This window comes from Lederbergia sp. B243.17 (assembly GCF_057657925.1).
This window is the reverse complement of the sequence record NZ_JBWBKF010000055.1, coordinates 1-20,632: the sequence shown is the minus strand read 5'-3', so window position 1 is coordinate 20,632 and position 20,632 is coordinate 1. Positions and strand designations below refer to the sequence as shown.

The following is a 20,632-nucleotide window of genomic DNA, read 5'->3' as shown; positions in this document are numbered from 1 at the left end:
AAAATTGAAAGCGGTACATTCATTATGAATACTAGATTAGTAAAAAATAAAATAATAGTTGTAAAGGCGAAAAAATTATGTATAATAAAGTCAAGTGATGCGCAAACGTTTTCACTAATAGATCAAAATTTTGGGGAGGTCAATCGAATGAAGAAGTGGTTAGGGTCATTTTTATCATTGGTTCTAATTGTTGGAATGCTGGCAGCTTGCGGTCCCGACAATGCCAAACCGTCAAGTGAGGGAGAAAAAGAGAAATCTCCAACTGCAGGTGAGATGCCTGAAAAGCCTAAATCTCTGAAACTGTGGATGAACGCGGAAGAAAAGCAACAGGAAGCAGTTAAACAAATTACAGATAAATACACAGAAGAGACTGGTATTGAAGTAGAGATGGTTCCGATCAGCATGCTTGACCAAATTGAAAAGCTCGACGTTGAAGGTCCTGCAGGAAAAGGCCCGGACGTCATTTTTCAACCGCATGACCGAATTGGGGACCTAGTGAACAGGGGACTTGTAGATCCTGTTGATCTCGGAGATGTAGAATCCGATTATACGGATACGGCACTTGAGGCGGTAACGTATGATGGGGACAAATGGGGATTCCCGGCAGTAGTTGAAACATATGCGATGTACTATAACAAATCGCTTGTTGAAAAAGAGCCGACGACAATGGAAGAAATTCTTGCGATTGCAGAGAAAGATACTGATGCGTCTCAGGATAAATTCGGTTTCCTAATGGAAGCAGCGAATCTTTACTTTGTATATCCATTCTTCGCAGGAAACGGTGCCTATGTTTTTGCCAATGATAACGGAAAGTATGACATTTCCGATATCGGCCTTGATAACAAAGGAGCAATCGAGGGCGGGAATCTCGTCCAATCCTGGTATAAAGATGGCTATATCCCTCAGGATCTGACGCCTGATATTATGAACGGCCTATTCAGAGAAGGTAAGGTTTCTACTGTATTGAACGGTCCATGGATGGTTCGTGAATACAAGGAAGCGCTTGGCGACAATCTTGCAACTGTTCCGCTGCCAGTTTTGGACAACGGCGAACATGCAAAGTCTTTTGTCGGCGTGAAGTCTTACATGCTTTCGTACTACTCGGAAAACAAGGAATGGGCACAGGATTTGATGAAGTTCATCACAAACAAAGAGAATGCTATGATTTACTATGACGTGGCCGGAGAAATGCCAGCCCGTACCGATTCTTTGGAAGACCCTGTTATTGCTGAAGACCCAATCTATTCCGCTTTCGCAGAGCAGACGAAATACGGAGAGCCTATGCCAAGCGTACCTGCGATGCAGCAAGTGTGGGAGCCATTCAACAATGCGCTTAACTTTATCTCTAAAGGAGAGCCGGTTGAAGAAGTGCTGAGTGAGGCAGTTCAAACTATACATGATCAAATTGATGCTTCTGGAGCCAATAAATAATTTTTGGAATGGTATGGGGGCATATGCCCCCATATCATGTTTAACGGAAACCGGCTTCGTTTCAAAAGCCATTTAGGAGGCATATTTATGGAAAACGAAGAAAAGAAGAAGGGAAAGCTGGGGCAGCCCCGCAATCTGGCTACTTTGCTGTCTGTTGTGATTCCCGGTCTTGGACAGCTTTATAATAGAAGGTTCTTAAAAGGAATCCTGTTGATGGTCATTGCGGCTTCCTTTCTAGTAACAACTTGGAACTTTATTGATATCGGCCTCTGGGGGCTGTTCACACTAGGAACGATCCCTCGTGAACACCACTCGATTCAGCTTCTGTTGCAGGGTTTAATCGCACTAATCGTGCTTGCTTTTGGGATTGCCATTTATATTTACAATATCCGCGATGCACGCCAAGATGCGATCAGGCGTGAACAAGGCGAGCCAAAAATGACGCTCTGGCAAGGCATCAGAGCCTTCTATGATAAGGGCTTCCCTTATTTCATGATTCTGCCTGGCCTTATCATGCTTACGTTCATTGTTATCCTGCCATTGCTGTTTATGCTTTCACTGGCATTTACAGACTATAACCAATACAATTCGCCGCCAAGGAATCTCCTGCATTGGGTCGGATTTGACAACTTCGTCAATCTCGTCGATGTTGGCATTTGGAAAGACACCTTTTTCAGCGTCTTTACTTGGACCATTGTCTGGACAGTCATAGCGACAACGATGCAGATTGTCCTCGGCCTGTTCCTGGCACTGCTGGTGAACGACAAGCGGATCAAGTTCAAGCGGACAATCCGGACGGTTCTCATTTTGCCATGGGCTGTGCCCGCCTTTGTATCAATCCTGATTTTCTCAGCATTGTTCAACCCGACTTTCGGTGCGATCAACCGAGATCTTCTCAGTCATTTCAATTTGATGATCCCTTGGCTTTCCGATCCTTTCTGGGCAAAAGTCGCACTGATCATGATTCAGACATGGCTTGGCTTCCCGTTTGTATTCGCTTTGTTTACCGGGGTGCTCCAAAGTGTGCCTGCTGATATGTACGAAGCGGCTGATGTTGACGGCGGTACGAGATGGCAGAAACTGCGCTTCATTACATTGCCGCATGTATTGTATGCGACTGCTCCGCTATTGATCATGCAATATGCCGGCAACTTCAACAACTTCAATATTATTTACCTGTTCAATGAAGGGAACCCGGCGATCCGCGGACAAAATGCCGGCGGTACGGACATCCTGATTTCATGGGTATACAAACTGACATTTGAGACGAATAACTACAATATGGCTGCTGCCATCACGATCATCATGGGCCTTCTGGTCATGGGCTTCGCCTTTTTCCAATTCCGGAAGACAGCAGCATTTAAAGAGGAGGGACGTTACTGATGAGCCGAAAATTGAAGTCAAGACTGGAAGTAACGTTCATCTACCTGTTTTTCCTGATTATGTTTCTTATCATCGCTTATCCGTTGTTTTGGGCAATCATGATGAGCCTAAATCCAGGCTCCAATATGCTTGTGACAGAGCTTTTCCCGAAGAATCCAACACTGGCCCATTACAAATGGCTGTTTACAAGTCCGAAGAGCGATTACTTGCTTTGGTATAAAAACAGCTTGATTGTCGCTGTTCTCAACTCGGTCGGTTCGGTTGCGATCACATCCTTGATCGCGTACGCCTTCTCAAGATATAAATTCATCGGCCGCAAATACGGGTTGTATATGTTCCTGCTGCTGCAGATGTTCCCGGCTTTGATGGGGATGGTCGCTCTTTATATCCTCTTGAATACGATCGGCCTTGTTGACTCGCTATGGGGATTGCTCCTGATCTATCTCGGCGGTCAGATTCCGTTTAACGCTTGGCTTGTGAAAGGATATTTTGACACGATTCCGAAAGAGTTGGATGAATCTGCGAAAATCGATGGTGCGGGGCATTTGCGGATTTTTTGGACGATCATACTTCCATTGGCAAAGCCGATTCTGGCGGTTGTCGCACTGTTCAACTTCATGGCGCCATTCATGGATTTCCTTTTGCCGCGGATTGTGCTCACAAGTCCGAAAAATTACACGCTGGCGTTGGGATTGTTCAATTTCATCAATGATAAATTCTCGACGAATTTTACAATCTTTGCTGCCGGTGCCATCTTAATTGCCCTTCCGATTGCTCTCGTTTTTGTCCTGCTGCAAAGATACTTGATTTCCGGCCTCACTTCTGGTGCAACGAAGGGATAATTCTCTTAGATCGCCATGAATTAGGGTTGAAAAAAGGTTCTGCAGGACGCATAGTATTGATATAGGAAAAAATTTGAAGGTAGAGGGCTGATGCATGATGGTGACAATAAAAGATGTGGCAAAGGCTAGTGGGGTATCACCCTCTACAGTATCGAGAGTCATTGCCGATAACCCGCGAATCAGTGAAGATACGAAGAAAAAAGTGCGCAAGATCATGAAAGAGCTAGGCTACCATCCGAACATCAATGCGAGGAATCTCGTTGTCAAATCGACCAAGTCGATTGGTGTCGTCATGCCCTCTTCAGCAGACAAAGCACTCCAAAACCCGTTTTTTCCGGAGATTTTGCGCGGCATCGGTTCGGTTATTCATAAGATGGAATATTCAATGCTCCTATCAACAGGAGAAACAGAGGATGAAATTTTCAACGAAGTGACCCGCATGGTATATGGAAGCTATGTTGACGGGATTATCCTGCTATATTCCCGTGTCAATGACAGGGTGACGAACTTCCTGCACGAAAGTAAATTTCCGTTCGTGATTGTCGGCAAGCCGCAACAATATGAGAACGAAATCACCTATGTGGACAACGACAACTTCCGGGCAGGCCGGGAGATCACGGAATACCTGATTGGCAAAGGCCACCGGAAAATCGCCTTTATCGGGGGTTCGGGGGACAGGCTCGTGACAACAGACCGGCAAGCGGGATATGAATTGGCATTGAAAAATGCAGATATTGAAATAAAAGATGAATATAAAATTTATACAGAATTTCTGAGGTCTGGAGGACAGGAGGCAGTGGAAAGCCTTTTTGCCCTCGAAAGCCCGCCGACAGGGCTGGTGGTCAGTGATGATCTGATCAGCCTCGGCGTACTTGGCATGCTGAAGGAGCATGGTTATTCGGTTCCCGAAGATATTTCGCTTGCCAGCTTTAACAATGTGTATTTGTCGGAGATTTCCAGCCCGGCGTTAACAACGGTAGATATTCAAATTTATGAACTTGGCGCACAATCGGCCAAGGCGTTGATTGAAATGACGACGGTGAAAGAAGAACCGGCAAAACGAATTATCATTCAGCATAAGATCATTCACCGTGATTCCGTGCAGAGCAGGCGGGACTGATTGAAGTTTTCAGGCAAAAAATGAGATTCATTTGCCGAAAAGGCATATGAATTTTATTTTTGCTGTTAGTGCAAACGATTTCCCATCTTTTGCACAGTTGATTGAATGAGGAGGACTTTTTCATGAAAAAAACATGGTGGAAAGAAGCAGTCGCGTATCAGGTATACCCGCGTAGCTTCATGGACTCAAACGGGGACGGAATCGGCGATCTCCAAGGAGTAATTTCGAAGCTTGATTATTTACAAGAACTCGGTATCGATGTGATCTGGATTTGCCCGATTTTTGAGTCCCCGAATGATGACAATGGCTATGATATCAGCAATTATAAAGGGATTATGGAAGAGTTCGGAACGATGGACGATTTTGATAGGCTGCTTGAAGAGGTGCATCGTCGCGGCATGAAGCTAATTCTTGATTTGGTCATCAACCACACATCCGATGAGCATCCATGGTTTATCGAATCACGGTCCTCGAAGGATAATCCTTATCGCGATTATTATATTTGGCATCCGGGCAAGGACGGAAAGGAGCCGAATAATTGGGAGTCGATTTTCAGCGGTTCCGCTTGGGAGTTCGATGAACAAACAGGTGAGTATTATATGCATGTATTTTCCCGGAAGCAGCCGGATCTGAACTGGGAGAATCCGGCTGTGCGTTCTGATCTCTATGAGACTGTCAACTGGTGGCTCGACAAGGGGATTGACGGTTTCCGAGTCGATGCGATTTCCCATATTAAAAAAGTGGAAGGCTTCCCAGACATGCCGAATCCGGAGAACCGGAAATATGTTTCTTCGATGGACGGACATATGAACCGGCCAGGGATTCAGGTATTTCTAGAGGAACTGAAAAGGGAAACGTTCGCTAAATACGACATTATGACGGTTGGCGAGGCAAATGGCGTAACGATTGCCGAGGCTGATGAATGGGTCGGCGAAGAGAACGGGAAATTCAATATGATTTTCCAATTTGAACATCTCGGTCTCTGGGCGAAAAGTGTTTCAGGCGGCCTGGACATACATGCCCTGAAAACAGCGCTTACCAAGTGGCAGAAGGGTCTGGAAGGCAGGGGCTGGAATGCTCTGTTTCTGGAGAATCACGATCAGGCGCGCTCGGTTTCCACTTGGGGGAACGACGGGGAACTGCGCGATAAATCCGCAAAAGGCCTGGCGACAATGTACTTCTTGATGCAGGGGACGCCGTTTATTTATCAAGGACAGGAAATCGGCATGACGAATGTCCAATTTGACAGCATCGACGATTACGACGATGTCGCCATCCGCAATATGTATAAGGATGAACTGGAGAACGGAAAAACGCATGAAGAAATAATGGAAGTCATTTGGAAAACGGGCCGTGACAACTCACGCACGCCGATGCAGTGGAGTGCGGAACCGAATGCAGGCTTTACGACCGGCAAGCCTTGGCTGAAAATCAACCCGAATTATACGGAGATCAACGTGGAAGAGTCCCTTGCCAATCCGGATTCGATCTATCATTATTATCGGAAGCTGATCGAGCTGCGGAAGAAAGAGGAGACGCTTGTATACGGCATCTATGATCTGATTCTGGAAAATGACGACAAAATTTACGGATATACGAGAACACTCGGTGATGAAGTATTCGTCATTTTGACGAATCTGTTCGCCGAAAAAGCTCCTTTCAACCTTCCGGAAGAACTGCAGAATGCACAGCTGGAGCTCTGCTTGTCCAACTACCCGGCAGAAAACACAACCGGCATCAGCGTGGCACCCCTCAGGCCATATGAAGCTCGTGTCTATAAAATGGGCGTCTAATCCTTTATGTCTTTAAGATCGTGCAGAAAGAAGCCAGTTAGCAAGGACATCTGAACGGGTCTCCAATGTCGACACATACTGTAAAAATTAGTACATCACTTATATGAAAGTGGTGTACTTTTTATTTATTGATCTATTAAATGCGCTCATTTACTACTGCTTTAGTTTATGGAATATTCCGATTATGGGAAAGCGTTCTGTGATACAATAAAACAGGAACGTTTAGACGAGAATGCGTGTATTCTTTATTAGGCGGTGTGTTCATTAAAAGAATAAACTGCTAAGCGTTTGCTTGTCTTGTTATCAAACAGGACGAAACGATTAAACTTTGAATACGTTGGAGTAATATAGCTGTCGTAGAGCAGGATAGTGTGATAATAATTTGGGAGTTGATTCAGTGAGCGAAATAGACAAACGAAACAGATTGAGTGAAGAACCTTTTACTTATCAAACAACGAAAAAAGGAACGGTAACAATCTTTTACAAAGGCAAGCAAATTAAAACTATAAAGGATAGAGAGGCTGAACGCCTAATAGCGAGAATTAATGAAGTCGAGGATAATATAATTGAAGTTCAGTTATTGTTAGCTAAAATTACAGGGAACTTTAAACGTGGCAATGAAAAGAAGATTGGTAAAAGTGAAAGGAAGTAAACAAAGCTGCTACTTTGCAGGTTGTCGGGGTAATGGAGTGCTTTGGTACAGCAATCAAAATAAAAGAGTTCCTGCCTGCAAGTGATCTTTTCCCGATGCTTGTTTTTATACAGGGTGGGTTAATTAGCGTTCGATGCGGGTAAACAGATCGGGTAGCCAAAATGGAGATCTGGGCATACCTTGCAGGCAAGGAGTGATATAGATTGAGTAGTGTTGAAAGTCAGCAGGAGATCTTCAAACAAGTTTTAATTGCCGCAACTGAAAAGGCGGAACTAGACCACACAACTTTAGAAGATATGATTAACGACATAACGCAGATGCTGCTGCCGATTGTAAAGTCAAACGTTTAAAAAAGCCGGGAGTCTGACTCTCTTTTTGTAAACTACGTTAATGTAGTGGGGGGTCAGGCCCTGAAAAAAGTAAAAACAATCTCCCTTGATCAGGTTGATTGTTTTTGGTCAGTGGCCAAGAATTCCATTGTCAGTGTACGGATGTAATCCATCGTCATGTCAGCAGTTTCTTTCGGTGAGTAAGTGATCCGGTTGTTGATTACAGAGGTGAGCATTCCTTTCCAAACCAGGATGGTGGATGAGAGCAGGATTTCCACTCTTTTACGGTCTAGACCGCTGCATGCTTCGGCCGCGTATATGAGTAATTTGTTGCGTTCGTGTAAGTCGTTTTCCAAAATAATTATTTTTACGTAGTCTGGCAGCAGTGCCAACTCTTTTGTATAAAAAGAATAATATCGTTCAATTAATGTATTTGGATTGGTTCCTAAATTCGACAAAAAGATGATATTAAAAATATCGGGCTTTTCGAATGAATTTTTGCAGAAACACTCCCAAGCTAGCAAATACCTTTCAACCGGTTGGTCGCTTCTGGCAATATACGCAGCAAACTCTTCGTTGTAGTTTTCCAGAAATCGCAAGGACGCAAAAAAGACCAAATGGGAAAACTCATCAAAATAATTGTAAATGGTGGAAGCTGTATAACCAGCTTGCTCTGCCACTTTTCTGACTGTAATATTATGAACGCCTTCCCTCTCAATTACCTTCGCAGCCGCTTCAATAAATTCGTTGTACATCGGGTTCAACTGGGTATCACTCAAACTCACGACTCGATCTCTCCTTGCAGTAAAAATTCCCCACGTATTTTTAGAATTATCTTCTTCTAGCCATCTTATCCTATTAAGCAATCGCAAGCAATGACCTGTGTACCAGTAGTCAGATGATTAATAGAAGTGAATGGATTCGGAAGATATAGGTAAAAAGTACTTCTTTACAAAAGGTGGTTTCGAATTCGAGATGAATTTATTGCTAATATAGGTATAAATACTTATAAAATCTTAGTTTTTTGGTTTTATTTTCAATTGTTTCTCGTTCTCTATTGTCAGAGGTATAGGAAAAAGGTATGATTAAGTTGCTAGAATATGACAAAAAAACAAGGTGACATAGGCACCATCCGAAAACCGAAATGAGGAAGTGCAGCGATGACAATAGACATAGAGAGTAAGTTGGATGCCATCAATATATTCAATTACTTTCCAACCATCGGAGGGACATACCGGGAATTCGAGATGCTGGGTGAAGACGGGATTATCGCAGGCAACAGTACGAACACGGTTGTTCCGCAGACAGGCAGAAGAGAGGCTTTGGAGACTCGCTTTGTAGTCGAGGAACAGCTGAAGTGGTTTCCCGAGTCAGATCCTGTCGACATTGTCCGGCGTTATACGTATGAAGTGACGGAGGAAAAGATTGTTCTCATACATTCTTACAGCAGCATGTTCGGAGAATTCGACCAAAGAGTCACTTGTCTTAAAAAGGCGGTCAAGTGGACGAGGGATGAAGAATCAGAGTGCATGATTACAGATATCAATAAAAAAATTGAAATTAAAGCGGGCGTGTTTGAAAATTGTATTGAAGTACATGAGAGAACAGGAGTCCTTGTCACAAAGAAATATTATGCACAGCATCTGGGACTTGTTCTGACCATGCTCGAAACAGCGAATAACGAATCGATTGTATTTGAAGAAATGACTGGATTCCATATCCCGGCAAGACAAATAAGCTAAGAGGCCTGATCCCCGGCGAGCTAACGCATGAATGCATTAGAACGCCGGGAATCAGGCCCTAATTTGTTTTGTCATATGATTATGTGAAAGCTTAGAGTGTTGATGCGAGTCCGATCCCCAGCCTCTATTTTACGAAAAGGTTCTGGAGATCGGCTATTTACGATTTACCCTTGAAAATCCACAGTTGTCAAAAAGAAAGGGCTACCCATTGGGTAACAGGTATTTCAGCGGAGGCGGGCACGTCGCCAAACCGTGGCTCGATCGATCGGCCGCTTACCCCCTGTCTCTATGCCGCCGGATATTGTAAACTGATTGAAAAGCAGCGGCCCTTCCCAGCTATTCGAATGCGTCAGTCGGTGGTGAAGGGCAGGGGAGGGATTGTAATGATGTTTTCGGAATTGGGAGCGAGGAATCGCAGTCGGGCTCTGCTGGACAGAGGAAGCCTTTCGGAGCTTGCGGGTCCTGATTGTAACGTTCTCTCGCCGCATTTGGCAGTACAGGGAATTTTGCCACAAAACGATGATGGCGTGGTCATTGGGAAAGGGGAAATGGAAGGCAGAGCGGTTCTGATCATTTCCATTGACGGCCATTTCCTTGGAGGCGGCATCGGCGAGGTGTCAGGCGCAAAGATTTCCTGCGCTCTAGAGCTCGCCTTGGGGGATGCAGAAGAAGGAGAAGGCGCTTTGCCTGCTATCATTTTGTTTGACAGTGGCGGAGGCAGATTGCCGGAAGGGAATTATGGACAGCTTGCCATTGCGGAAATCGCCTCCGCACTCATTGAACTCCGCGCCTATGTTCCTGTGATTGGGGTCATTCCCGGAAAGATCGGTGCCTATGGGGGCATGTCTGTCATTGCAGGACTGTGCAGTGATCTGTTGATGACGTCAGCCGGACGGCTTGGGCTGAGCGGGGCTAAAGTGATTGAGCAGGAGGCAGGAAGCACGGAATTAGACTCGTCCGACCGCGGCCGGATTGAGGCCATGATCAGTGGTAAGCAAAGGGTCGCCATGAGGTTTGCGGATAAACTCGTGGAAGACGATGCTGAAGAGATCCGGAGCCGAATTCTTACTGTTTTGCAAAAAAAGAATAGAGACCATGCACCTCGCAGCACCATGGTTGAGCAGCATTTGGAATTTTTACAAACAGCTTCACGGTATGGGAGACTTACGCCGGAGGAGGCCGTTCAACTTCGGTTAAACCCGGGGACTGCTCGGGGGGGAATCGTTACTCATAAGGGAATTGGCTCCGCATGGCAGGCAGAAGTCAGGCACAAGGGCAAGAGTTGGTTCAACCTTCTTACAAAGGACGGCGAGAATAGAAGTGATATTCCGTCCGTGCAAGTGGCAGATGATTGGATAGGCGGGAAAAAGACACGTTTCATAGCGGTTGTGGCCGATCCGCAGAACCGATTTCCCCGGGCAGGAGGAGGGGAAGTCGGACTTCTCGAGGGATGGATGATTGCAAAGTACGTGAGGGAGGCGATGGAAGAGGATATACATGGGGAACGCCGAGCGATTGTGGCGATCGTCGATGTACCGAGCCAGGCATTCGGTTATGTGGAGGAGCTGCTCGGTATCCATTTGTCGCTGGCAGCAGCCGTTGATGCGTATGCAGCTGCGAGAATGGCGGGGCATCCGATTGTATCGCTGCTTGTTGGCAATGCCAATGGCGGCGCTTTTCTCGCTCATGGAATGCAGGCGAACCGGATTGTCGCCCTTGATGATCCGGAAGTTCACATCCAGGTGATGTCAAAATCATCAATTTCCCGGGTGACGGGGAGATCGGTCGAGGAATTGATGGAGACAGGGGATAAAGTAAAGGCGTGTGCTTTTGATGTGCGCTCATTTGCAAGCCTGGGGGCAGTCCACCATCTGATCGCCGGTGGTTCAGCTGGTGCTCCGGGGGAAAAGGAGCGAGACAAAGTGCTTGCTATATTAGAAAGCACGATAATAGGCATCGAATCTGACCGGAAACGGAACCTCTCCAGCCGGAGAAACTCCCCTGCTGCCCGGAATGGCGGCCGCACTGCCACAAATCAAGTAAGGCAAAAAATAATAAGCGAGTGGGCGGCGTCTAATTCTTTGTCCCACTAAACACGTAAAGCGCCGGGGTCTTGTCCCGGCGCTTTACTATTGAAAAGGATGAAATGAGGTCATGTCCCCGGCTGCATGACAACCGGGACAGTTGCCCCTTATCGATTCATTGCCTCGTTGAGTGTCTGCGTTAACTCCTTCACTTGTTCAACGAGCGTTGTGCTTTTACTGTTTGCCGCACTTTGTTCATCAATCGAGTGACGGACCTCTTCGGCAGATGCTGCCGCCTCTTGGGAGATGGCGGAGATATTCTGGATCGCCGCTTGGATATGTGAGCTTTGGCCGATGATTTTGTCAATTTCAGTGGAAATGTTTTCCATCGCATTTACTGAGTCAACAACTGTGCTGTGAATACTTCCAAATTCCACTTCTGTTTTTGCAACCGCATCATTCATCTGCAGAGAGTGCGTCATCGTCTCTGACATCGCAAGGACTGTTGCTTCAGTTTCCTGTTCGATCTCGGCGATCATCTGCTGGATTTCAATCGTTGCCTGATTAGATCCTTCTGCAAGCTTTCTAACTTCACCAGCGACAACGGCAAAGCCTTTCCCATGCTCACCTGCTCGAGCCGCCTCGATGCTCGCATTAAGAGCAAGCAGGTTAGTCTGGGCTGTGATGCCGTGGATTGTATTTGTAATCTGGGATATGTTCTGGATTTTGTTATAAAGATTTGTAATGCCGATGCTAATCTTATCAGAAGAGGTTTCCGAATCGTCATTTGTTTTCTTTAAAAGTTCAACCATCCGTATGCCATTTTCGGCCGCTCTTTCAGATGAAGAAGTAATCTCCTTCAACACGCGGTAATGATCATTCATTTTCCCGATAGATTCTGTCAGCACTTCAATTCCTCGGCTCGTCTCTTCAGTGTTGGCCGCTTGGGTAACAATGCCTTGGGTAATTTCCGAAAGAGCTTTGCTTATTTCCGAACTGCTTTCATTTCTTTGCTCATAAGTGGTTGACAGTTCTTGCGTGGCTGCAACCAGATCATTGGATAAGCTTTGCAAACTGCCGGAGACGCTGCTATTCCTTCTCAAGGCATTGAGGGATGCAGAGGCAAGCCCAATTTCATCAGTTGTTTCAGGCAAAGGCTCGATATCAAGAGCTCCGGCAGCAAGCCCATCGGAAAAGGACTTAACTTTTTCCAAACCGCCCAGCTTCTTCTTCGCAAATGCATAGAAAATAATGGCTGCCACAGTACTCAGAACGATGCAAAGAAGAAGGTTGACGATAATGAATTGTGTCGAATTGGCGTCCGAACTGCTTATCAGCAGATAATTGACTGCACCCATGACGACGGTCGTTCCGAGGAAAAGAAGAGTGGCGGCGGTCAATAGCTTGCCTGCAACACTCTGTTTGACGGATTTCATGAGAACATAACCCCTTTTTCTGTATATTCTTTTACTAATTGCCGAGCTGCTTCCGTATGGGATATCCCTATAATGAGGTGTTTAATGAAGGGAGCAGGATCGGAACCTCTCTCCTTGATAATGGATAAAGCATTCAGCAGCTGAGTCAGTTTGTATCTGGACAAACAGCTCCATAGCAGTGTAGTAATTATTCCTTTTTTCAGAATCCAAAGATCTTCCTTACTTATTGGTATCGTCATCGGCTCTGAAATGTTTACCGCTTCATTTAATAAATTTTTTAGCTGGTTATCGCTTAGGCGAACTTTTGTGTAATCAACTGCATCCTTTTTCATTTCATCAGGCATAAACAAATGGCTCAATCCCTTCTGTCGCTTTGTTCCTGGGCGAAAAGTATTATGGTACCTAGTCATAATACCACATGATAATAATCCGATTGGGATTTTTCGTTTTATGAAATTATTCGAAACCTTTTCAATTCCTGCTCGTATAGGTAATTGTAAGTAAAAATAAAAGGTAGAGGAGAGAGACGTACATGAAGAAATTGGCGGTCTGGTTGATTGCGGCTGCATTCGCATTGTCGATGGCTTTGCCGCAATACACTGCTTTAGCAAAGGAGACTGGCCAACCTGCATTGTTTGTTGATGGGGTTGAGATGGAAGGGTTTAAACAGCTGTTCACTTCACAGGGCCAGATGCTTGTTCTAGCGGATAGTTTATTTTCTGCAGCAGGCTTTAATGTTTCCAAAGGTGAGGACGGAAAAGCTACAACGGCTACGAATGGTTATTTAACGGTTGTATTTAATCCGAGCGCGAAAAGTGTTACCGTAAACGGAGAGAAGGCGGATTTGGAGTTCCCGCTGACATTACAAAACGGGGGCAATTACATACCTGTAACCTTTTTGAATGAACTGGCAGGCTTTGATGCAGTTGTCTCGGAAGATGGACAAAAGGTTGAAGTCAGCACAAACAGAGTGAAAAATGTCGATGCGTTTTTGGAGAAGCTTGTTGCTGCTGAATTGAACAGCTATTCGGCGACTATGGACATCGAACAGACGATGCAGGCGAATGAGTTTGGAACAATGTCAATGAAAATGAAGCTGGCGATGGATGCAATTCAGGACCCGCTCTCCATGCATATGGTTACTGAAATGGAAATGGTTATGGATGAAGACAAAATATCGACGAGCTCAGAAGCATATATGACAGAAGAAGGGCTGTTCCAAAATGACGGCGAAGGCTGGTTCAAGTTTGATGAGAACCTGATTGAAGACATTCTCGGCAGCACGGCTGCGCAGGCAGACCCGCTGGCGCAATTGGAAATGATGAAGGAATTCATCTCGTCGCTTAACGTGTTCGAATACGAAGACCAATATGTAATGACATATACGGTATCGGATGAGGACTTTGAAAAATTACTCTCCAGTATCTTAGGTGATTTTGCCGGGATGCTTGAGGGCAGCTTGCCTGCAATTGAAGAAGACGGAGAAGCCGTTGAAGAAGGCGAAGTGAGTGAAGAACTCGAAGATGCTGTGAGCGAAGAGGACTTGGAAGAAATTTTGGGCAGCATGTCGATGAAAATCGAAGAATTCTATGCAATCACAACAATTGATAAGAAGACCTTGTTCCCGGTTGACACATCAAGCAAGATGAAAATGGTAATGACAATGGATGAGGAAGAAATTGTTACAAATCAGGTGATGACAGGTAAGTACAGCAACTTTAATTCCGTAAAACCGATCACCATACCAGAAGAAGTCATTAAAAATGCAAAAAGCTTTGATGAGTATTTGAAAGAGATGGAAGAAACACTTGAGACCGAAACTGAATAAAAGAAGCTTAAGACCGACGGAGCTGGAATCCGTCGGTCTTTCTTTTTTATGGAGGAGTTTTCGGCGAGACAGAAGGTGGAAGAAGGAGGGTAAGGAGGGTGAGATTTTATGATCAAAACAGTATGGAGAACGGCGGCTGTGATGGGATTGGTATTGTCGCTTGGGGCCTGTGGAGATAAGGCCGAGGATAAGGACAGCGAGGAGCAGGCGAAGCCGAATCAAAGTGAGCAGCAAACGGCGGACAAGTCTCCTAAGGAATCGGTGAATGAAAATATTGATAAGTCGGATTCCGAAATGACAGACGGCGCAATTAAAGAAGAGATGGAAAAAGAAGATGGTGTAAATGAGGCGAAACTGTCCGTCAATGAGGACAAAGAAGACCATGTGATTGCTGAAATGTCTGTTAATGAATCGATTGATAAGGACAAAGCAAATAAACTGGCCGAGAAATATGCGGGAAAATTGAAAGACAAATACAAAGAGCACACCATTGACGTCCAAATCCGCCAGCATGGGGACATCATCGGAGAAGCTTCAATGGAAAAGGATGCCTAATGGGATAATTGGCCGACCCCCCTGCTCTCTTAACGAAAGTTCGTTAACGCAGGGAGTGCCGGCTCTATTGTTTTAGGTGAAATATTCAATTTTACCGTGGGGGAAGTATTTTTCAATATAGTGATACAAAGCTTCTTTCATTTCATCTTCTTCGTCTTTCGGATAGATATACTTATGGATTCCGTAACGGCCCCATTTGGTGCGGCGCTTTTCTTCATCGAGTTCAAGCTTGGTCATTGGGTAGTTTTTCTGGATGACACGCTTTGCCGGTTTCGTGAAACGGTGCTGGATCAGTTCGAACGTCAGGTCCTTTTTCGCTTCGTCAGGCAGGTCCTTGCTCAGTCTTTCAAACAACACCCTGTATCCTTCCTGCCAGCCATCGAACAAGTAAATAGGGGCAATGATAAAGCCGAGCGGATAGCCGGCTTTTGCCACTTTCACAGCGGCCTCAATCCGTTCGTGGAGCCTGGATGTGCCGGGTTCAAAGTATTTGATGACATAGTCGGCATTCATGCTGAACCGGAAGCGAGTGCGCCCGTTGTGATCTGCATCAAGCAGGTGATCGACATGCTGAAACTTAGTGACAAATCGAAGCCGTCCGAGGTCGGATTTCCCAAAATACTCGATTGCATGTTTCAGCGTATGGGTAAGGTGGTCGATGCCGACGATGTCCGATGTACACGATGCCTCGAACCTCGTAATTTCTGGTGCCCGCTCTTCCATATAGGCCTGGGCAGCGTCGAGGATTTCTTCGACGTTTACATAGGTGCGGATATACGGTTTTGTTCCCATTGTCGTTTGCAAATAGCAATAATGGCAGTGGCCCATACAGCCGGTCGCGAATGGTATCGCGAATTCGGCCGAGGGCTTGGAAGTATCAAATTTCAGCGTTTTGCGAAGCCCGACGACGAGTGTGGACTTGGCAATCCGATACCGCTGGAAATCATTGTCGCCCGGCAAATTCCTCACCTGGTTATGGGAGGTCGTATAGCGTATTTCCGTTCCGTTGTCGCGAAATTTTTTCAGCAGCTTTTCGCCCAATGGGTATTCGAGCGCTTTTGGCTCAAAATAGACGAGCTGCGGATTGAACGGCCTTACCAAAAGGCGTCGCCTCCTTGCCCGTCATCTGTGCTGCCGAAGTAATACTGATAGGCTTCAGACGCTTCCTCTTCAGATTTGTATATCGCCATTTCATCTGTGAGCGGATAATACGTTTCATATAAAAATACAGCCAGCTGACCTGGATGATCCGGGTCATTGACAACGGCCGCCTCCTGGATTCCTGCAACATTCTGCGTATGGGGATTGCGGTACATGACATATACAACATCGCCCGGTGCATAAGATTCCATCACAGAACCCCCTTTCTCCTCATAATGTGGCAATATAACAGAAAAGTATGCACAGCCATTAGACAAAAAACTGCGGTACAATAAATATAATGCTAAAGGGACCCGTCCCATTTCGGGAGGAGGTGGAAGATGGGAGAGAGTGTGTGGTTTATTTTTGTGGAGGTGCTGCTTCCGGTATTTGTGCTGATCGGGGCAGGAGTACTGTTGCAGAGAAAGTTCCGGCTGGATTTGTATACGCTGTCAAAGTTAAATATTTACTATTTGACTCCTGCCCTGATATTCAACAAGTTGTATGAAAGCGAGTTTTCTCTGTCTGTTTTCTTCGGTGTGATCGGCTTTACTTCGCTGTTCGTCCTGCTTCTCCGGCTGATCAGTTACTGGCTCGGCAGGTGGATGAAGCTGGAGCGGAGGCTAAATACGGCTTTTTCCCACAGTATACTCTTTTACAATTCAGGAAATTACGGCATTCCGGTCAATGATCTTGTGTTTCGCCATGATCCGTTTGCCATGTCAATCCAGATTGCCGTCATGGTGTTCCAAAATACGTTTTTGTTCTCATATGGCGTATTTGCCCTCGATTCGATGCAGACCGGGAAGTTGAAAGCACTATTGAATTATTTTAAAATGCCGCTGTTTTACGCGCTGCTGCTCGGAATCAGCATGAATATGCTGGAGGTAGACCTGCCGGTATTTTTGCTGACGCCGATTACATATGTTTCAAATTCGCTTATTGCCATTGTCCTTTTGACGCTAGGAGCCCAGATAGCCAACCTGAAGATCAACCTATCTTATGCGCCGCTTTATCTCAGCCTGTTCGTGCGGCTGCTGGCCGGTCCGCTTATCGCTTTTCTCTTAATCAGGTTCATTGGCTTTGAAGGGATACTTGCTCAGGCACTTCTCATTTCCACGGCGATGCCAACGTCTGTCAACAGTGCGATGATCGCCCAGGAATATGGAAACGAGCCGGAATTTGCGGCACAGACAGTGATCGCTTCGACGGCTTTCAGCTCCATTACTCTCGCGATTGTCATATCGTTTGCCCTCCGGTTTTTTTAGGAAGGTTTAAATAACTTCGTAATAAGGGAACATGTAGGTACCATTGTGTCCAAGGAGGCTGTCATGAGAAAAAAAGTGGTGCTGATTGGCGGGGCAGGGACTGTCGGCAAGATTTTATATGAGGGATTGCATGAGAAGTATGATTTGACGATCATGGACTTGCATGAGCCGGAGCAGGGCGATTTCATTAAAGTGGATGCAACGAATTTTTCCGAACTGCTTGAGGCCATACCAAAGGATGCCGATGTACTGGTCAATCTTCTTCAGGTGAAAAAAGAGGATGACCTTGAAAAGGTAAACGAATTCAGGCAGATGACGGAGGTCCATTTTATCGCCTCTTTTAACATTTTTCATGCGGCTGTTGAACTGGGCATCCGAAAAGTCGTGTTTGCATCGACAAATCATGTAACGGATTATTATGAACAGGACGGGGATTCCTTGCTCGGCAGGGAAATTAACCAACATGATTATCCGCTGTCTAAAAGCTTATATGGCGTGCTGAAGCTCGCTTCGGAGAGCATCGGTCATATTATGGCAGTGGAGAAGGACAATGAATTGTCGGTCATCAATATCCGGATCGGCAGCGTCCGTGACGATGAGGAAAAAACCGTGAAGGAACAGGAGCGTCTTAAAAAGACATTGCTCAGCCATGAGGACACGATCCAGATTTTCGGCTTGGCGATTGAATCCACCGTAAAATTCGGCATCTACTATGGCGTCTCAGACAATCCTGGAAAGCCGTGGTCAACGGAAAATGCGAAAAAGGAACTCGGATTCGAATCACTCAAAAATGCAATTGATGTATTGGAAGAATAACAACCTGCCGCCTTCAGCGGCAGGTTGTTATTCTTTGAAGAGAAGACAAAAAATTTAGTGATTTCATAATCATCTCCTAAGACACCCCCAGAAAAAGCCTGTCCCATGGGGCTTTTTGGCCAGAGCTGAAGAAATGATTATTTACGGAATGAACCCTACAGCTTTACTTTTAAGGGGCAATCACAAAAAAACAGGGGGGAAGGAAATTGAAAAAACAGAAGTTGAAAGTGCTTAGTGTCAGCTTTGCGCTTATGATGGGAATCGGTTCATTAGCTGCGTGTTCAAATGAAAGCGCTTCACCCGTTGATAAGGGAAGCAATGCGAATGCGGAAAAGAGCAGTACACCGGAACCGGCTAAGTTCACGATCATGGCGAACTTGCATACACCGGAAGTGCCATCTGATAAGATCGAAAAGATTTTGGAGGAAAAGACCGGCGCTGATCTGACACTCCAATGGACGCCCGACAGCAACTATGAGGAAAAATTAAGCACATCCTTTGCGACAGGAACTTTTCCTGAAGCGGTTTTCATGAAAAACATCACGACTTTCCTTCAATTTAAAGAGGCGATCCGTGACGGCCAGTTTTGGGAGATTGGGCCATATCTCTCCGAGTTCCCGAATTTGAGCAAGCTGAATGAGCAAGTATTGAAGAATACGGCGGTAGATGGAAAGATCTATACACTTTATTCCGGAAGGCCATCTTCGCGCCAAGGGCTGATTTACCGAAAAGATTGGGCTGATAAGCTCGGGCTTTCCGCACCAACAAATATAGAGGAATTTTACGAGATGGCAAGGGCATTTACGGAAGATGATCCGGACGGCAATGGCAAAGATGATACATTCGGACTGACAGATCGGAGCGATCTCATCTACGGTGCTTTTAAAACGGTCGCATCCTGGCATAATACGCCAAACGGCTGGGGCGAGAAGGATGGAGAGCTGCTGCCGGAGTTCATGTTCGACGAATATATAAACACGATGGAGTATTTTAAAAATCTCCGCGACAACGGTTATATCAATCAGGATTTCCCGGTAGCGAGCAAGGAAGACCAGCAGGCGTTCCTGAAAAATGGCACGGCGGGGATGTATGTAGGTTCGATGCATGATGTACAGAGCTTGTATCAGGATGCAGTGAAAATCAACCCGGATATTGAGTTTGATGTTCAGAATAAGATTGTCGGTCCGGACGGCGAGTATCGTGTCTGGTCGCTTCCGGGCTATGGGAACGTGGTAATGTTTCCTAAATCGGCTGTAAAGGACGAGGCCCAGCTGAAAGGGATTCTTTCATTCTTCGATCAATTGATGTCTCCTGAATTGTCAAACGCTATTTATTGGGGCGTAGAAGGGGAGCACTACACCGTCCAAGATGGAAAAGCTCTTCCGACAGAAGACAAAGAACTGACAGACCGAGAAGTGAAGCCATATATGTCGCTTGAAATCGGCGAGCCGCAGACGAATGGAAGATATGAAGGACTTGCGACATACGAAGCAAAAGCAAAAGCAGATGAGCTGGTAATCGAGAATGAAGACTATCTGATCCAGGATCCGACGGTAGCCCTTGATTCCCCAACATTTATTGAAAGAGGGGAAAGGCTTAACCAGATCATCTCGGATGCCACATATCAATTTATCCTTGGCAAAATTGACAAAGCCGGCTTTGAAAAGGCGGTTGCAGAATGGAAAAAAGGCGGCGGAGATGACATCATAAAGGAATTTAATGAAGCATTCAGCGAAGTAAAATAATGCTGGAAGGTGACGGGGAAGCAGTCCCTTCATCGAAGTGAAGGCTGCCTGATGGGGCGGCCTTTCTTTCTCCTGTTTTTTCCTGGAAGGTATCGGGACGGCTCCAATAATCATTTTCTTAGAGTGTCGAAAAAAGCGCGGTGCTATTGGGTTTTGGTAATTGAACATGGTCCACTGATTATTTACGGAACTCAAATAGTCCGCTAGTTTTTATGTAAGCGCTTCATAGAAATTCTATGGACGGGCCATTGCCGAAAATAGTGACTTTTAGCAGAAAGGAAGAGAGCCATGAACGCAGAAGTAGAAGTTGAATCAACCGCGCCTGTAGTCAGCAAATCCACATACCGGTCGGAACTGATGCGGCGCATTAAGAAAAACAAGTGGCTATATTAAAGTGGTACCTATGTCAAGGACACAATAAAAAAAGAGATTAAGCAGTTTGAAGATGATTCCTATATTGAATAGGGGTCATCTTTTTTAAATTCCACTGATAACGATAATTATTATAATAGACCATATAATGGTTAA

Annotated in this window: 20 protein-coding genes; 14 read left to right on the top strand and 6 right to left on the bottom strand. The window is 45.5% G+C overall.

Annotation, left to right across the window (positions count from 1 at the left end; all coding sequences use genetic code 11):
- Positions 1 to 147: 147 nt before the first annotated feature.
- The 7 genes from AC0TWI_RS09865 (at position 148) to AC0TWI_RS09835 (ending at position 7,571) form a co-directional block, all read left to right on the top strand.
- Entirely contained in the window at positions 148 to 1,431 is a 1,284-nt protein-coding gene (locus AC0TWI_RS09865; protein ID WP_488126179.1) for a sugar ABC transporter substrate-binding protein, read from the top strand.
- A gap of 87 nt (positions 1,432 to 1,518) precedes the next feature.
- On the top strand, positions 1,519 to 2,814 hold the full coding sequence (locus tag AC0TWI_RS09860; protein ID WP_488126178.1) for a carbohydrate ABC transporter permease: 1,296 nt from the start codon (positions 1,519 to 1,521) through the stop codon (positions 2,812 to 2,814).
- Positions 2,814 to 3,656 carry a sugar ABC transporter permease gene (locus AC0TWI_RS09855; protein ID WP_488126177.1) on the top strand — a complete coding sequence of 281 codons (843 nt, stop codon included), beginning with the start codon at positions 2,814 to 2,816 and terminating at the stop codon, positions 3,654 to 3,656. Before AC0TWI_RS09860 ends, AC0TWI_RS09855 begins: the two co-directional genes overlap by 1 nt.
- A gap of 94 nt (positions 3,657 to 3,750) precedes the next feature.
- Positions 3,751 to 4,776 carry a LacI family DNA-binding transcriptional regulator gene (locus tag AC0TWI_RS09850; RefSeq protein WP_488126176.1) on the top strand — a complete coding sequence of 342 codons (1,026 nt, stop codon included), beginning with the start codon at positions 3,751 to 3,753 and terminating at the stop codon, positions 4,774 to 4,776.
- Between the two features lie 122 nt (positions 4,777 to 4,898).
- Positions 4,899 to 6,569, top strand: coding sequence for a glycoside hydrolase family 13 protein (locus AC0TWI_RS09845; RefSeq protein ID WP_488126175.1), 1,671 nt, complete (start codon positions 4,899 to 4,901; stop codon positions 6,567 to 6,569).
- Positions 6,570 to 6,966: 397 nt separating this feature from the next.
- On the top strand, positions 6,967 to 7,221 hold the full coding sequence (locus tag AC0TWI_RS09840) for a hypothetical protein (protein ID WP_488126174.1): 255 nt from the start codon (positions 6,967 to 6,969) through the stop codon (positions 7,219 to 7,221).
- A gap of 203 nt (positions 7,222 to 7,424) precedes the next feature.
- Positions 7,425 to 7,571 (top strand): hypothetical protein, encoded by a 147-nt coding sequence (locus AC0TWI_RS09835; RefSeq protein WP_488126173.1) that lies wholly within the window; start codon positions 7,425 to 7,427, stop codon positions 7,569 to 7,571.
- Between the two features lie 89 nt (positions 7,572 to 7,660).
- Here AC0TWI_RS09835 and AC0TWI_RS09830 read toward each other — a convergent pair whose 3' ends face one another.
- On the bottom strand, positions 7,661 to 8,335 hold the full coding sequence (locus tag AC0TWI_RS09830; RefSeq protein WP_488126172.1) for a TetR/AcrR family transcriptional regulator: 675 nt from the start codon (positions 8,333 to 8,335) through the stop codon (positions 7,661 to 7,663).
- Between the two features lie 375 nt (positions 8,336 to 8,710).
- On the opposite strand from AC0TWI_RS09830, the gene AC0TWI_RS09825 reads away from it, so the two are divergent.
- The gene (locus AC0TWI_RS09825) at positions 8,711 to 9,292 is read left to right on the top strand and encodes a hypothetical protein (protein ID WP_488126171.1); all 582 of its coding nucleotides are present in this window, start codon (positions 8,711 to 8,713) and stop codon (positions 9,290 to 9,292) included.
- A gap of 383 nt (positions 9,293 to 9,675) precedes the next feature.
- Positions 9,676 to 11,385 carry a biotin-independent malonate decarboxylase subunit beta gene (gene mdcD, locus AC0TWI_RS09820; RefSeq protein WP_488126170.1) on the top strand — a complete coding sequence of 570 codons (1,710 nt, stop codon included), beginning with the start codon at positions 9,676 to 9,678 and terminating at the stop codon, positions 11,383 to 11,385.
- Positions 11,386 to 11,483: 98 nt separating this feature from the next.
- Here mdcD and AC0TWI_RS09815 read toward each other — a convergent pair whose 3' ends face one another.
- Positions 11,484 to 12,752: a methyl-accepting chemotaxis protein gene (locus tag AC0TWI_RS09815; protein WP_488126169.1), complete on the bottom strand. Its 1,269-nt coding sequence runs from the start codon at positions 12,750 to 12,752 to the stop codon at positions 11,484 to 11,486.
- Positions 12,749 to 13,102, bottom strand: coding sequence for a hypothetical protein (locus AC0TWI_RS09810; protein WP_488126168.1), 354 nt, complete (start codon positions 13,100 to 13,102; stop codon positions 12,749 to 12,751). Before AC0TWI_RS09810 ends, AC0TWI_RS09815 begins: the two co-directional genes overlap by 4 nt.
- A gap of 182 nt (positions 13,103 to 13,284) precedes the next feature.
- Between AC0TWI_RS09810 and AC0TWI_RS09805 the strand changes: the two genes are divergently transcribed.
- Positions 13,285 to 14,580 (top strand): DUF6612 family protein, encoded by a 1,296-nt coding sequence (locus AC0TWI_RS09805; protein ID WP_488126167.1) that lies wholly within the window; start codon positions 13,285 to 13,287, stop codon positions 14,578 to 14,580.
- A gap of 108 nt (positions 14,581 to 14,688) precedes the next feature.
- Complete coding sequence (locus AC0TWI_RS09800; protein ID WP_488126166.1) at positions 14,689 to 15,135, top strand: hypothetical protein; 447 nt, start codon at positions 14,689 to 14,691, stop codon at positions 15,133 to 15,135.
- A gap of 72 nt (positions 15,136 to 15,207) precedes the next feature.
- Here the strand turns inward: AC0TWI_RS09800 and splB are convergent, their stop codons facing one another.
- Together splB and AC0TWI_RS09790 are read right to left on the bottom strand one after the other, a co-directional pair.
- Complete coding sequence (gene splB, locus AC0TWI_RS09795; protein ID WP_488126165.1) at positions 15,208 to 16,236, bottom strand: spore photoproduct lyase; 1,029 nt, start codon at positions 16,234 to 16,236, stop codon at positions 15,208 to 15,210.
- On the bottom strand, positions 16,230 to 16,487 hold the full coding sequence (locus AC0TWI_RS09790; RefSeq protein WP_488126164.1) for a transcriptional regulator SplA domain-containing protein: 258 nt from the start codon (positions 16,485 to 16,487) through the stop codon (positions 16,230 to 16,232). Before AC0TWI_RS09790 ends, splB begins: the two co-directional genes overlap by 7 nt.
- A gap of 129 nt (positions 16,488 to 16,616) precedes the next feature.
- On the opposite strand from AC0TWI_RS09790, the gene AC0TWI_RS09785 reads away from it, so the two are divergent.
- The 3 genes from AC0TWI_RS09785 to AC0TWI_RS09775 all read left to right on the top strand — a co-directional run bounded on the left by AC0TWI_RS09785 (position 16,617) and on the right by AC0TWI_RS09775 (position 20,104).
- Positions 16,617 to 17,543, top strand: a complete 927-nt coding sequence (locus tag AC0TWI_RS09785) for an AEC family transporter (RefSeq protein WP_488126163.1) — start codon at positions 16,617 to 16,619, stop codon at positions 17,541 to 17,543.
- 63 nt (positions 17,544 to 17,606) lie between these two features.
- Positions 17,607 to 18,359 carry an NAD-dependent epimerase/dehydratase family protein gene (locus tag AC0TWI_RS09780; protein WP_488126162.1) on the top strand — a complete coding sequence of 251 codons (753 nt, stop codon included), beginning with the start codon at positions 17,607 to 17,609 and terminating at the stop codon, positions 18,357 to 18,359.
- A gap of 251 nt (positions 18,360 to 18,610) precedes the next feature.
- On the top strand, positions 18,611 to 20,104 hold the full coding sequence (locus tag AC0TWI_RS09775; RefSeq protein WP_488126295.1) for an extracellular solute-binding protein: 1,494 nt from the start codon (positions 18,611 to 18,613) through the stop codon (positions 20,102 to 20,104).
- A gap of 430 nt (positions 20,105 to 20,534) precedes the next feature.
- Here AC0TWI_RS09775 and AC0TWI_RS09770 read toward each other — a convergent pair.
- On the bottom strand, positions 20,535 to 20,632 hold a 98-nt coding region (locus AC0TWI_RS09770), incomplete at its 5' end, for an IS3 family transposase (protein ID WP_488126294.1).

What these genes read in the sequence shown, in the direction of transcription:
- AC0TWI_RS09865 (WP_488126179.1), top strand. Translation starts at nt 148, where the DNA reads ATGAAGAAGTGGTTAGGGTCATTTTTATCATTGGTTCTAATTGTTGGA.
- AC0TWI_RS09860 (WP_488126178.1), top strand. Translation starts at nt 1,519, where the DNA reads ATGGAAAACGAAGAAAAGAAGAAGGGAAAGCTGGGGCAGCCCCGCAAT.
- AC0TWI_RS09855 (WP_488126177.1), top strand. Translation starts at nt 2,814, where the DNA reads ATGAGCCGAAAATTGAAGTCAAGACTGGAAGTAACGTTCATCTACCTG.
- AC0TWI_RS09850 (WP_488126176.1), top strand. Translation starts at nt 3,751, where the DNA reads ATGATGGTGACAATAAAAGATGTGGCAAAGGCTAGTGGGGTATCACCC.
- AC0TWI_RS09845 (WP_488126175.1), top strand. Translation starts at nt 4,899, where the DNA reads ATGAAAAAAACATGGTGGAAAGAAGCAGTCGCGTATCAGGTATACCCG.
- AC0TWI_RS09825 (WP_488126171.1), top strand. Translation starts at nt 8,711, where the DNA reads ATGACAATAGACATAGAGAGTAAGTTGGATGCCATCAATATATTCAAT.
- mdcD (WP_488126170.1), top strand. Translation starts at nt 9,676, where the DNA reads ATGATGTTTTCGGAATTGGGAGCGAGGAATCGCAGTCGGGCTCTGCTG.
- AC0TWI_RS09815 (WP_488126169.1), bottom strand. Translation starts at nt 12,752, where the DNA reads ATGAAATCCGTCAAACAGAGTGTTGCAGGCAAGCTATTGACCGCCGCC.
- AC0TWI_RS09805 (WP_488126167.1), top strand. Translation starts at nt 13,285, where the DNA reads ATGAAGAAATTGGCGGTCTGGTTGATTGCGGCTGCATTCGCATTGTCG.
- AC0TWI_RS09800 (WP_488126166.1), top strand. Translation starts at nt 14,689, where the DNA reads ATGATCAAAACAGTATGGAGAACGGCGGCTGTGATGGGATTGGTATTG.
- AC0TWI_RS09790 (WP_488126164.1), bottom strand. Translation starts at nt 16,487, where the DNA reads ATGGAATCTTATGCACCGGGCGATGTTGTATATGTCATGTACCGCAAT.
- AC0TWI_RS09785 (WP_488126163.1), top strand. Translation starts at nt 16,617, where the DNA reads ATGGGAGAGAGTGTGTGGTTTATTTTTGTGGAGGTGCTGCTTCCGGTA.
- AC0TWI_RS09780 (WP_488126162.1), top strand. Translation starts at nt 17,607, where the DNA reads ATGAGAAAAAAAGTGGTGCTGATTGGCGGGGCAGGGACTGTCGGCAAG.
- AC0TWI_RS09775 (WP_488126295.1), top strand. Translation starts at nt 18,611, where the DNA reads ATGATGGGAATCGGTTCATTAGCTGCGTGTTCAAATGAAAGCGCTTCA.